The organism is Pedobacter nototheniae, from assembly GCF_004335085.1.
Taxonomy (GTDB): domain Bacteria; phylum Bacteroidota; class Bacteroidia; order Sphingobacteriales; family Sphingobacteriaceae; genus Pedobacter; species Pedobacter nototheniae.
Window position 1 is genome coordinate 32,678 of record NZ_RQRS01000012.1, and the last position, 13,443, is coordinate 46,120.

Here is a 13,443-nt window from a genome sequence, read left to right on the forward strand (position 1 = left end):
ATGTTACGATACGCTGCCATAGATATCGGTTCGAATGCCGTGAGGTTACTCATAGCCGATATCAGTAAACAAGATGGAAAATATAAATACAAGAAGAATACCTTAATTAGAGTGCCATTACGGTTAGGAGATGATGCTTTTTTAAATCAAAATATATCTGCTAGAAAATCATCAGAATTGGTGAAAACAATGATGGCTTTTAAAAATCTGATGGACGTTTATAACGTTTCAGAATATTTAGCATGTGCCACTTCAGCTATGCGTGAGGCGAAAAATGGCGCCGAAATTGTAAAACTTATTAAAGCTGAAACAGACCTTACATTAGAGATTATTGAAGGACAAAGAGAAGCAAATATCATTTATGCAAATCATATTGAAGAAGAATTAGACGAGAATAAAACCTATTTATATATTGATGTGGGTGGTGGTAGCACTGAACTTTCTGTATTTGTAAAAGGTGTGCCAGAAGCATCAAGATCATTTAACATTGGCACCATTCGCATGCTTGATAACCAGGATAAAGAAGAAACCTGGGAGGAAATGAAGGTTTGGGTTAAAGAAAATACAAAGGCTTATAAGCAACTTGCTGGAATTGGAACTGGTGGAAATATTAACAAACTTTTTCGCATGTCTGATGAAAAAGATAATGCGCCATTATCACTTCAAAAGTTAAATGCAATGTACAATCGTTTAACAAGTTACTCTTTAAAAGAACGTATAAATGATTTAGGTTTAAATCCTGATCGTGCAGATGTAATTATTCCTGCTTGCGAAATTTATTTAACCTTAATGAAATGGACAGGAATTAAGCAAATTTATGTGCCTAAGGTTGGAATGGCTGATGGTATTATAAAGTTATTAATTGAAGAGAATTTAGGTGGTTTGGAGTAGCCTTTAAACCCATTTATCTTATAGCAAACGGAATGCGCTTCGATCGCCATTCCGTTTTTAGATTAAAGAAGATACTTATTTGGAATGTTGGTAGGTATATAGTCTGAATTGTACATTTTGTTAAATAAAAGTGAAACTATATTATAGGTATCCAATTCTTTACGCTGAAACTGCCTTAATAACCCCATAATCGAATAACTTATGGGATTTATAGCAGGAATAAATGTTTCCCATTCGTATCCTTTACCCCAAATAAGCCCCTTAATTGTTATGTCAAGATTAACGGATTGTGTTATCAAATAATTCAGCACATCAATGCCATTCTCAGCATTTTGATTTACAGTATGGAAAATTGGTGTTTGTCCACCAAAACCATTCTCATCAAAACCAGCCATTGCATTTACATCAGCTCCAAAATCTATTAATACCTTTGCGCATGAAAGATGATTAAACTCGGCGCAAATATGTAACAGCGTAACTTCAAATAATGGGGTAAATGCACATTTGAGTGTATAGCTATGATTTATAGCATTCTTATTTTGATTTAATTGGCTTTCTAATTTAGGGGCATCATCCATTAGTACTGAAAACAATATTTCATCTTTAAACTGTAAACCGTAGTTTACAAAGGCTTTAACACATTCTTTAAATTTTGGGCCTCTGGCATATCCGTTTATCAACTCATAAATAAGGGGCTCATTTCTATAAGAATCATTTGGATTAACGCCGTTTTCAAAACAGTTTTTTATACCATCTACAGACTGGATTTCTATGTCTGTTACCAATTTCTCAAAATAATTCATGTTGTTAAAATTGAAGTGAATTGTGTTTCTTAAGTTATTTTAAACGCGGTATGCAATTTTCATGAATTTTTTAACCTCATCATTTATATCTTCTTTAAAATAGATTCTTAAATGGTGATTAAATTGATTGGAGTTTGGAACTTGACCAATTTTTATAAAGCATAGATTATCCTCATAAAGTTTGTCGAACTGAAAAACCACATGAATAAAATTTTTGCCTACTTGCGTTAAATAAGCCATTTTATAATCACCTTCAATAGCGATCATAGTTTTGGTGTGGCGCAAGTTAATTTTACCGATTTTCTCAAATTCATCAATAAAAAAACGGAATAGCGATAAAGCATATTCCGTTTTTCCGTTTAATAAGCCTGATAATTCAATTTTTTCAGACATTATTAATGTTATTAGTTTTCCAATAGTTTGGTTGCTGCTTCATCAACAAACCAAGTTAATTTACCATCAATAGGGTTAATTAATTGAGATGGATAAGTATCAAAGTCTTTTTCTTCATCGCCAATTACATGTTTTAAGGCTTCAGCTTTTCCTTCTCCGAAAACTAAAAAGGCAACATTTTCTGCTTTATTAATTAATGGAGCTGTTAAACTTATTCTGTAAGTATTTAATTTTTCTACAAAAACAGCAGCAACAGTTGCTTCTTCATCCTTAACTAAACTTGTATGCGGAAAAATTGAAGCCGTATGTGCATCATCCCCCATACCCAAAAGGATTAAATCGAAAACAATATCGCTACCTTCGAAGTGTTTATCTAGTGCTTTTTTGTATTCAATTGCGGCCTTTTCAGGTGCTAAAGTTGTATCGATATAAAATATATGATCTTGTGCAGTTCCTAAGCCTTCAAATAAAGCTTTTTTTGCCATTAAACCATTATAGTTTTGATCGTTTGCAGGAACATTACGTTCATCACCAAAAAAGAAATATACCTTTTCCCAATCAATTCTATCCTTACACTCAGTTGCTAAAAAGTTGTAGAGTGCTTTCGGAGAGTTTCCGCCAGTTAAAACGAAGTTAAAGCGATCGTTTTCTTCGATTGACATTTCTGCAATTTTGATCACGTAATCTGCTAAATCCTGGTTAAGCTCGTCTAATGTTTTATAAATAAGTAGATTCATTTTGTATTCTCTTCTAATGCTTTAGGATTGCTTCGTTTCGAGCAATAATGCCTATTAATCTTTATTTTTTAATGGTAAATTAAACCAGTGGAAACCATCTCTGGCAATTAATGCCTCAGCTTCTTCAGGTCCCCAGCTATCTGCAGGGTAATTAGGGAAATTAATTGATTTTTTGCTTTCCCAAGTATTTAAAATTGGCATTACTAATTCCCATGCGGCCTCTACCTGATCGCCACGCATAAACAAAGTTTGATCGCCCATCATGGCGTCCAATAATAGTGTTTCGTACGCCTCTGGGGTATCGCTATCATACGTACCTTTATAATCAAAAACCATATCAACAGGGTTTAAAACCATATCTAAGCCTGGTCTTTTAGCCTGTACTTGCATACGGATGCTCATTTCTGGTTGGATACTGATTACCAAACGGTTTTGTTGCCAGTTTTCGGTTACGCCTGAAGAAAAAATCTGATGCGGTACATCTCTAAACTGAATGGTGATTAAAGAAGAAGTTTGGTTTAAGCGCTTTCCTGTTCTCAAGTAAAATGGAATACCTTGCCATCTCCAGTTGTCGATATGAAATTTAACAGCTGCAAAAGTTTCTGTATTAGAGTGTGGATCAACGCTGTTTTCTTGGCGGTAACCAGGTACTTCTTTACCTTCAACCCAACCTTTGCTGTACTGACCGCGAACGGTATTAAAACGAATATCTTCTGGCGAAAATGGGCGCATTGCTTTTAAAACCTCAACTTTACGGTTGCGAATTTCGTCAGCATCAAAATTTATTGGTGCTTCCATTCCAATTAAACAAAGCAATTGCAAAAGATGATTTTGAATCATATCCCTCAACGCACCGGCACCTTCATAATAACCACCACGATCTGCAACGCCTAATTGCTCGGTAACAGAAATTTGAACATGATCGATATAGGATCTATTCCAAAGCGGCTCAAACAAAGCATTTGCAAAGCGGAAAGCCATCATGTTTTGAACCGTTTCTTTACCCAAATAGTGATCTATACGATAAATTTGCTTTTCTGTAAAAATATTGCTCAATAACGCATTAAGCTCTTTTGCAGATTCTAAATCATGACCAAAAGGTTTTTCGATTACAATACGACTATTGTCTTCGTTTTGCGTTAATTTATACTTTTGAAGGCATTCTGCAATTACAGGGAAGAAATTAGGTGCAACGGCAAGGTAGAAAATTACTTGTGTTTCTGGTCCGTATTCTTTTTGATATTTTTCTACTGCAGCCTTTAAATTTTCGAAAGTTTTTGGCTGTGCAAAATCAGTAGGGCAGTAATGAATTGTATTACCAAATTGTTCCCACTTATCTTTTTTAACTTTTCCTGTACGAGAAAATTCATTAACAGCATCTTCCAAAGCACCTTTATAGCTCTCATCGGTAAATTCTGTTCTTCCTGTACCAATTACAGCAAATTTTTCGGGCATGTAGCCCTCCATAAATAAGTTGTATAAAGCAGGAGCTAATTTTCTTTTATTTAAATCACCTGTACCACCAAATATTACAAATATTGTTGGGTTTAACGCGGTTTTGGTTTTCATTTTATTTTAAGGATTGTGAGTCTAATTTTAGGATAATTTATTCCAATCTGCATGGAAAACACCCGATTTATCGATACGCTCAAAAGTATGCGCTCCAAAGAAATCACGTTGTGCCTGAATTAAATTAGAAGGCATTCTGCCGGTTGTAATGGTATCGAAATAAGTTAATGTAGATGCAAAGGCAGGAATACCAACGCCCGCGTTTACACAGGCAGAAACAGTTTTACGTGTGCCACCCAATGTGCTTTTTATAATTTCTTGAATCCCAGCATCACCGAATAGATGTTCTAAGCTGTTGTTTTTTTCGTAAGCCTGATAAATATCTTCTAAAAATTTAGCTCTAATGATACATCCACCACGCCAAATTTTTGCAATTTCCTGCAATTTAAGGTCGTACTGATATTCTTTTGATGCCTGAACCAATAAGTGCATACCTTGAGCATAAGCACTAATCATAGAGAAATAAAACGCATCTTCAAGCTCATCAATAGTTACATCAATTTTGCCATCTTTTTTACCAAAGGCATTTTCTAAAGAAACTCTCAAATCTTTAAATTTAGAAAGATCCCGGTTAGAAACTGCTTCGTTAATGGTTGGAATAGGCAATTGTAATTCCATTGAAACCTCAGAAGTCCATTTCCCCGTGCCCTTAGAGCGGGCTTCATCTTTAATTTGATCTAAAAGATCATTTTGAGTTTCGGTATCCTTGAAAAGGAAAATTTCAGCAGTAATTTCTAATAGGAAAGATTGAAGTCTGCCTTCGTTCCACTTTTTAAATACAGTATAAATTTGTTGGTTAGAGTAACCTAAACCGTTTTTAAGGATGCCATAAACTTCGGCAATTAGCTCCATAATGGCATATTCGATACCATTATGTACCATTTTAACAAAGTGACCAGAAGCACCTGGACCGATATAAGTTACGCAAGGATCGCCGTTTACTTTAGCTGCAATAGCATCAAAAACATCCTTAACAACGTTGTAAGCTTCTTTATCTCCGCCTGGCATCATACTAGGACCGAAACGTGCGCCTTCTTCACCACCAGAAATACCCATGCCGAAAAAGTGTAAGCCATCTTTTTCTAGCTCATCTACACGGCGGTTTGTATCTGTAAAATGTGAGTTTCCGCTATCTATAATGATATCGCCCTTGCTTAAAAGCGGTTTTAATTCTGCAATTACACTATCTACAATAGGACCTGCCGGAACCAATAAAACTAAAGTACGTGGCGTTTGCAGGTGGCTAATAAAATCTTCTATGTTATCAAATCCTTCCAACTGATGAGCTTTTCCTTCTTCTTCAAGCTTTGCGATCATTTTCTGATCTTTATCATAACCTGTTACAGAAAAACCTTTATCAGCCATATTTAATAAAAGGTTACGGCCCATTGTGCCTAAACCAATCATTCCTAATTTATATTGTTTTGATTCGTTACTTGCCATTTTTAATTTATTATGTACCCAAAATTAGGGTTTACAATTTAATATTGAAGATAATGTTGTTAAAAGATTGTAATAAAACTGGTATTATTTTGATTGCGGTTTAACGGTTACAATATTATACTTATCCGCAAGTTTCCAAAGTTTGGCGCCACCTTTAATGCCGTCTCTATTGGTTACAATTTTAATATTGTCTTCCAGTTTAAAATCTATCTGTTTTGAATTGCCACCGCCAATGTATAAAGCATCGTAGTTAAAAACGGTTTTATAAATCTCAATTACCTTTTTTAAGCGTTTATTCCATCTTTCGGTGCCTATTTTTTCAAAGGTTTTGTTGCCAATATAATCGTCGTAATCCTCTTCCTTATTAATAGGAAAGTGGGCAAGTTCCAAATGGGGAAGGAGTTCGCCATCAAAAAGTAGAGCTGTTCCAAAACCAGTACCCACTGTAAATACGATTTCAAAACCCTTACCTTCAACAATTCCTAAACCTTGTTGATCGGCATCATTTACTAATCTAACAGGTTTATTTAATGCATTAGCAACACGTTGGGCTAAATCCACATCATCCCATTTACCTTTTGCCAGGTTAGGAGCTGTTTTTACAATGCCGTTTTTAACGTAACCAGGAAAGCCAATAGAAACACGATCGTAAGTTAATGGAATAGGCTTAATTAAGTCCTCAATACCTGTAACAATGTCTTTTGGTGTAGCACCATCGGGCGTTTTGCTTTTCATATATTCGGAAAGCATATTGCCATCTTCATCTAATAGTACCGTTTTTATACTCGTTCCGCCAATATCAATTGATAATATGTTTGTATTTTCAGCCTTTTTCTTAGTAGCCATTTTATTGTTTTTATATATGTAGTTTACAAATTAATTAAAACAAAAAAGATTAAACGAATAGAAAGTGATTTATTTATAAATAATAAACTATTAAATCTATGTAATTAGTAGAATATTATTATGTTTGTGAGATCGTATTTATTCATTCAATTGTTAAAAATGCATCACGTAAACTATTTAGCCTTTGCCATTCCAGCGTTCTTTTTATTTGTTTATATCGAATTTAAAATATCCCGGAATAAAAAAAGGGCAGATATTTTTAAGTATGAAAGTTCGGTTGCAAATTTTAGCGTAGGCATTGCAGAGCGCCTGCTTAATCTTTTTATAGCTGCCAGTTTTTATCAGGTTTATCAATGGGTTTACACTAATTACGCCATTTTTGATATTGCCAACAAATGGTATGTATGGATCATTTTATTGCTGGCAACTGATTTAGTTTGGTACTGGTACCATAGACTTGGCCACGAAATTAATTTTTTATGGGCTGCACATATCGTACACCATCAAAGCGAAGAGTTTAATTTATCAGCAGCGGCGAGAATTACGACTATACAGGCAATTTTTAGAAATGTATTTTGGTGTGTGTTGCCTTTAATTGGTTTTCATCCTAATATGATTATTACCATTTTGCTTGCTCATGGTGCTTATTCATTTTTTACGCATACGCAGTTGATTGGCAAAATTGGTTGGCTCGAAAATATATTAATTACGCCATCTTTACATGGCGTTCATCATGCTTCGGACGAAAAATATCTTGATAAAAACTATGGTGATGTATTTGTATTTTGGGATAAGATTTTCGGAACTTTTCAAACTGAGGAGGAGCCACCAAAGTATGGCTTAACACACTCTATAAAAAGCTATAGTTTTTTATGGCAACACTTTCATTATTATTTAGAAATTGCTGAAGCTTACAATAGGGCACACGGTTTTAAGGCAAAGTGGAAAGCAGTATTTGGTAGCCCAGCTTATATGGATCAAAATATTCGTCCGATACTTGAAGAACGCTACTTTCAAAGTAAAGCAAAGGGCAGTTCGAAATTTAAGTTTAAATCTTACTTAAATATTCAGCTCATTATGGTGGTTATAATATTAACTTTAACTACTATGTTTTACAGTTATATAGATAATTTATCTAAAGTTTCTGTTCTTGTGTTTATACTGATTACGCTTATTAATATTGGCGCTCTTTTAGAGCAACGCAAGTGGATTTATTACCTGGAATGTTTAAGGTTAATATTAATTTTTGGTTATGTGTTTTATCGCTATGATATTTTTGGCTTAGTAATTATCCCAGTTATTTCCTTAATTATTTTAGAACGTTATTTCGCACTTAGTAGTTTATATAAAAAATATATATTGCATTTAGAACCTAACCGAATTAATACCTAGATAATCTAAATGCAAAATTAATTTAACATTACCGTAATGTTGGTAGGCTAATTTAGCTGCCAAATGAGGGATGGATATTTAATTAAAAGTGATGAAGACTTAATGTCTTTATTAAGTGGTGAAGATAGTTTAGCGCTTGAAACACTTTTTAATCGCTATTACCCAGCACTTTGTAAGTTTACATCTATTTACTTAAACGATTATAGTAAAGCTGAAGAGCTTATTGCCGATTTATTTATGAAATTGTGGGATAAAAAAGGTGCATTGCAAATTAAAACACTCAAGCAATATCTTTTTGTATCAGCCAGAAATTTAGCCTTAAACGAAATACAAAGGGTAAAATTAAATACATTTAGTTTAAGCGATCACGATGAATCGTTTATTTTGCCTGATACTCATCTAAATCCACACGATTTACTTGCAAGTCGAGAATCTTATAAAGAAATTTTTTCTTTAATTAACCACCTTCCTGATCGCCAGCGGGAAGTGCTTTTAATGAGCCGAGTTGATCTTCTTGAAAAAAATAATATTGCTGATATTTTAGGAATCTCCGTTAGAACAGTTGAAACATTATTATATCAAGCAATTAAAAATTTCAGATTATTGGTTGCAAATGCAAATCAGCGGTCCAAAACTTAAATGTTAACCACATTTACCTGCTTAATATTTTCTTAACAATAACTTAATCTTTTTCGCTACGTAGTTGGTCAATTAATACTGTCTTATCATCAGAACAGTATTATTAAATGGATCAACATTATTATAAATTAATAGAAGATTACAGTAAGAAAAGCATAAGCAACGAAAACCTTTCGGATTTGATGTTATGGGTTGGCGAAAGTGATGAAAATCAACAAGCTTTCAGAGAAGTTTTGCAAGTTTTTGAAACTGCAGATCAGCATTTGATTAAACCGATAAATCAGCAAAAAAGTTGGTATGCGATACAGCAGCATGTAAACGAAAAATCGAAATTCGAAAAGCCTATTCTAAAAATAAGGTGGAATAAATGGATTAAACTTGCCGCTGCAGTAGTTGTACTGGCTACTTTACCTCTTTTATATTTTTATAATCAAAGTAAAAAGCCCGCTGTTGAGGTTGCTTATAATGAAATTTACAATCCAAAAGGACAAAAGCGCCTGGTAACCATGCCCGATGGTTCTAACGTTTATTTAAACGGCGACACTAAAATACGTTATGCACAAAATTTTAATACAGGTAAAAGAATCGTTTACCTGGAAGGTGAAGCATTTTTTGATGTTCAGCATAAAGAGAAGCAACCATTTATAGTAAATACGGGTAAAGTGAGTACTACAGTTTTAGGAACTTCATTTAATGTAAATGCTTACAAAGCTTCAAAAAACATAACGGTAACGGTACAAACAGGTAAAGTTGGTGTGGTTATTAAAAATGAAACAAAAGAGAAACAGGTTTATTTCCTTTTGCCAAACCAACAGTTGAGCATTTCTGCCGAAGGTAAAACATGTACAAAACAAACCGTTAATGCGCTAGAATTTAATAGTTGGAGAGAGTATAAAATGATTTTTTATGATAAAACGCTCGAAGAAATTGCGCAAACAATAGGAAGGGAGTATGATTTGGATATTCTAATTAAAAGTGAAAGACTTAAAGATATAAAGCTCACCGCGAAGTTTGATAAATGTTCTATACAGCAAATTATGGAAATGGTAGCAAAACTTTCGGGTGCAAAATATACAATCTATGAAAATGAAATAATTATTTATTAACAAAGAATTTTAAAGAAATAGATATGATATAGAATTACTAAAAAGAAAATGGCTTGAAATGCTGGACACATTCCAAGCCGGGAAAAACTGTTTAAACTAATTTAATAAAAGTAAAACTTAGTAAAGATATGAAAATTAATACCCGATGGATAAGAATTGTTCATCAGTGCTCATCAAAATTTATGGTTTTAATAGCCATGGTGATGATGCAATTGCTTTTAATCTCAAAACCTGCAATAGCACAAACTGATAAGAAGGTTTTATTTGAGGCAGATGGAATTACATTAAAAAAAGCCTTTGAAAACGTAGAAAAATTAACTGGTAAAAGTATAAACTATAATAATACGCAGCTTAACGACCAGAAAAAAGTGTATGTGGCTCGCGGATTACGCTCTACTGACGAAATTATAACCTTGCTTTTAAAAGATATACCGTTTAATTATAAAATAATTGGTTCAAATATTTTAATTACAGCCAAAAACACTTCAACAGGCAAATTAAGCGGGCACATTATAGATGAAAATAATCAGCCTGTACCTGCTGCAACCATTAAAATTGTAGAGCTTAACAAATTGATCCAAAGTGATAATGCTGGAAATTATGCCATCACTATTGATGCAGGAACTTATACTATAGAGGCCCGATACATTTCTTATGAAACTACAAGAATACAGCAGGTAAAAATTACAAACGGTGGTAACACCAAATTGAATATGCAGATTAAGCCATCTGAAAATTCATTAAACGAAGTGGTAGTTACAGCATTGGGGATTAAACGAGAAGAAAAAAGTTTAGGTTATTCAACTACATTAGTGGATAGCACTCAACTTACTAACGCAATACCCAGTAACTGGACAGATGCTCTTTCGGGTAAGGTTGCGGGTTTAAATTTGGTAAGAAACAGTGGGCCTGCAGCTTCGAATAAAATTATTTTGCGTGGTGAAAATAATCTGACGGGAGATAATGAGGCACTTATTATAATTGATGGTGTGGTAGCAAGTAGCTCAACAAGGCGTACTGCTGCTGCTTCTGGCGGCGTTTATGGCACATCAGGTGATATAATGCCAGCTGATTTTGGCTCTGCTTTGAATGATTTAAATCCTGATGATATTGAGAGTGTTACTGTGCTAAAAGGTCCGGGTGCAGCAGCTCTTTACGGACAGCGTGGTGCAAATGGAGCTATTATTATCACAACCAAATCCAGCAATAAATCACGAAAAAAACTAAACATCAGTTTTACCTCTAATAGTACCTGGGAAACGGTAAACAAAGGCCCTGAAATTCAAAGTGAGTACGGGCAGGGGCAATTTGGAGTGTCTTATTTCTCTTATGGGGCAACAGAAGATGGACCAAGTACCAATGCGACCAGTGCAAGTTGGGGTGCACCATTTAATTTGGGTGGAATGTATTATCAATATGATCCCGCAACAAAAACCAGAGGTACAACCAGAACTCCTTGGATGGCCTATCAAAATCCTATTAACTCGTTTTTTAAAACAGGTTTTGAATCTTCCAATTCCGTTAGTTTGGATGGGATGTACAAAAATGTTGGAATGAGATTTTCTGCCAGTCATGGCAATAATTCATGGATTGTTCCTAATACAGGTTTGGAGCGTACAACGGTTTCATTCTCCGCCAATAGCGATGTTACTAAAAAGCTAAACTTAACATTTAAAGCTATTTACAATAACAGGCATAGCGATAATTTACCTGCAACAGGTTATGGAAACCAATCTTTAATGTATTGGTTCATGTTTGCACAGCCGAATGTAAATACTGATTGGTATAGAGATTATTGGGCACCAGGAAAAGAAAATGTTCAGTTTGTAAATATTACGACTACAAATCCTGAAAGTCCTTATGCTATTTCTGAGCAATACATTAATAAACAACGTAGAAATGGTGTGATTGGAAATTTGCAGGCTACATATAAATTTACAGATGAGTTAAGTTTGCTGGTGCGTGGCTCAATTGATTATAATAAGGATATTAGAGATACACAACGCCCTTGGGATGCTGCAGGGAATAAATTTGCACAAGGATCTTATCGTTTACAAAACATTAAATCGTATGAGATAAATGCAGATTTCTTATTAAAATACGATAAAAAAATTACGCAATCGCTAAGAATGAACGCTACAGTTGGCGGAAGCCAAATGCGCAATGAATACCATAAAGCTGAGTTACGTGCTGATGGTTTGATTATTCCTGGCGTTTATAGCCTTACCAATAACGCAAATCCATTAATTTCTGTTCCTGATACAGCCCGTTATAGAATTAATAGTTTTTACGGAGCAATATCTTTCAGCTTTAAAAACTATTTATATTTAGATTTAACTGGCCGCCAGGATTGGAGCAGTACTTTAGCTACTCCTTTCAGAACGGATAATGTTGGCTTTTTCTACCCTTCGGCAAGTACATCATTTGTGCTTTCAGATTTCTGGAAATTACCCAAAGCCATTAGTTTCTTTAAATTAAGAGCTTCTGTTTCTCAAGTTGGTAGCGGTGGTACTACGCCTTATCGTACTGCATACAACTATAACTTGGCTGCAAATGGAATCTATCCGGATAGTGCAATGTCTAATCCTACAATATTGCCGAATCCAAATTTAAAGCCACTAAAAACTACAACGATTGAGTTGGGTACAGAATTAAGGTTGTTTAAAAGCCGTTTAAATTTTGATTTCGCAGCTTATTTAGGAAACACTAAAAATCAAATTCTTAGCCGCATAGTAGATCGATCTACAGGTTATAATGTAGCTGTTTTTAATGTTGGAAAGGTAGAAAACAAAGGTATTGAGCTTTCGGTAAACGGAACACCAATTCAAACTAAGAAATTTAAATGGCAGCTTAACGGAACATTCAGTGCTAACCGCAATAAAATTAAAGAACTTGCAGATAGTTCTGTCGTACTTAGAACTGGTGCTTTAGGTGGTGGACAAATTGTTGCCAATGTTGGCGGTAGTATGGGAGATTTGTTTGGAAGGGGCTTTATGCGCTCGCCAGATGGACAAATTGTTTATGATGCCACTACAGGTAACGCCAAAACCAGTACAACCGATCTTATATATCTCGGTAATACCATGCCAAAATTCAGATTCAGTTTTGGCTCTACGTTAACGTACGGTCGTTTAAGTTTAACAGGTTTATTTGATGCTCAATTAGGTGCAGTAGCACACTCACTTACTTTCTCCAGAATGGCCGCTTTAGGTAAACTTAAAATAACATTGCCAGGAAGATATAATGGCATTATTGGCGATGGAGTAGTTCAAAATCCAGACGGAACTTATCGCCCAAATGATGTAGTAGCCACTAATATGGAGAATTTTTATACATCGTTATATGGCTCTGATCAAGCGGAGGGAAGCATTTTTAAAACAGATTATTTAAAATTTAGAGAAGCTAATTTAACCTATGCCTTCGGACAAGTGTTTTTAAAGAAGATTGGTTTTACCAAGCTTACAGTAGGCGTTTATGGGCGTAATTTATTTATCTGGTCGCCTTGGCCAGCCTTTGATCCTGAATTTGGCACTTTATCAGGAACAGACATCGTTCAAGGTTTTGAAACTGGTCAATTACCTTCAACCAGAAGTTATGGTTTTCGTTTAGTTGTTGGGTTATAAA

The 13,443-nt window shown here is 34.5% G+C and carries 11 protein-coding genes; 5 read left to right on the plus strand and 6 right to left on the minus strand.

Annotated elements, in window-relative coordinates; all coding sequences use genetic code 11:
• On the plus strand, positions 1-891 hold the full coding sequence (locus tag EHC72_RS11925) for a Ppx/GppA phosphatase family protein (protein ID WP_131537925.1): 891 nt from the start codon (positions 1-3) through the stop codon (positions 889-891).
• Positions 892-953: 62 nt separating this feature from the next.
• Here EHC72_RS11925 and EHC72_RS11930 read toward each other — a convergent pair whose 3' ends face one another.
• From EHC72_RS11930 to EHC72_RS11955, 6 genes are all read right to left on the minus strand, one after another.
• Positions 954-1,694, minus strand: a complete 741-nt coding sequence (locus tag EHC72_RS11930; protein WP_131537926.1) for an ankyrin repeat domain-containing protein — start codon at positions 1,692-1,694, stop codon at positions 954-956.
• A 39-nt stretch (positions 1,695-1,733) separates the two neighbouring features.
• Positions 1,734-2,087, minus strand: a complete 354-nt coding sequence (locus tag EHC72_RS11935) for a DUF5655 domain-containing protein (protein ID WP_131537927.1) — start codon at positions 2,085-2,087, stop codon at positions 1,734-1,736.
• A gap of 11 nt (positions 2,088-2,098) precedes the next feature.
• A complete protein-coding gene (pgl, locus tag EHC72_RS11940; RefSeq protein ID WP_131537928.1) occupies positions 2,099-2,824 on the minus strand; it encodes a 6-phosphogluconolactonase in 726 nt (241 codons plus the stop codon).
• Positions 2,825-2,878: 54 nt separating this feature from the next.
• Positions 2,879-4,393, minus strand: a complete 1,515-nt coding sequence (gene zwf, locus EHC72_RS11945; protein ID WP_131537929.1) for a glucose-6-phosphate dehydrogenase — start codon at positions 4,391-4,393, stop codon at positions 2,879-2,881.
• 27 nt (positions 4,394-4,420) lie between these two features.
• Positions 4,421-5,836 (minus strand): NADP-dependent phosphogluconate dehydrogenase, encoded by a 1,416-nt coding sequence (gndA, locus tag EHC72_RS11950; RefSeq protein ID WP_131537930.1) that lies wholly within the window; start codon positions 5,834-5,836, stop codon positions 4,421-4,423.
• A gap of 84 nt (positions 5,837-5,920) precedes the next feature.
• Complete coding sequence (locus EHC72_RS11955) at positions 5,921-6,682, minus strand: ROK family protein (RefSeq protein ID WP_131537931.1); 762 nt, start codon at positions 6,680-6,682, stop codon at positions 5,921-5,923.
• A gap of 159 nt (positions 6,683-6,841) precedes the next feature.
• Here EHC72_RS11955 and EHC72_RS11960 point away from each other — a divergent pair, with 159 nt between their 5' ends.
• The 4 genes from EHC72_RS11960 (at position 6,842) to EHC72_RS11975 (ending at position 13,442) form a co-directional block, all read left to right on the plus strand.
• Positions 6,842-8,074: a sterol desaturase family protein gene (locus EHC72_RS11960; RefSeq protein ID WP_131537932.1), complete on the plus strand. Its 1,233-nt coding sequence runs from the start codon at positions 6,842-6,844 to the stop codon at positions 8,072-8,074.
• A 63-nt stretch (positions 8,075-8,137) separates the two neighbouring features.
• A complete protein-coding gene (locus tag EHC72_RS11965) occupies positions 8,138-8,713 on the plus strand; it encodes an RNA polymerase sigma factor (protein WP_131537933.1) in 576 nt (191 codons plus the stop codon).
• A gap of 107 nt (positions 8,714-8,820) precedes the next feature.
• Positions 8,821-9,819 carry a FecR family protein gene (locus tag EHC72_RS11970; protein ID WP_131537934.1) on the plus strand — a complete coding sequence of 333 codons (999 nt, stop codon included), beginning with the start codon at positions 8,821-8,823 and terminating at the stop codon, positions 9,817-9,819.
• Positions 9,820-9,947: 128 nt separating this feature from the next.
• Positions 9,948-13,442, plus strand: a complete 3,495-nt coding sequence (locus tag EHC72_RS11975; RefSeq protein WP_131537935.1) for a SusC/RagA family TonB-linked outer membrane protein — start codon at positions 9,948-9,950, stop codon at positions 13,440-13,442.
• Position 13,443 lies beyond the last annotated feature (1 nt).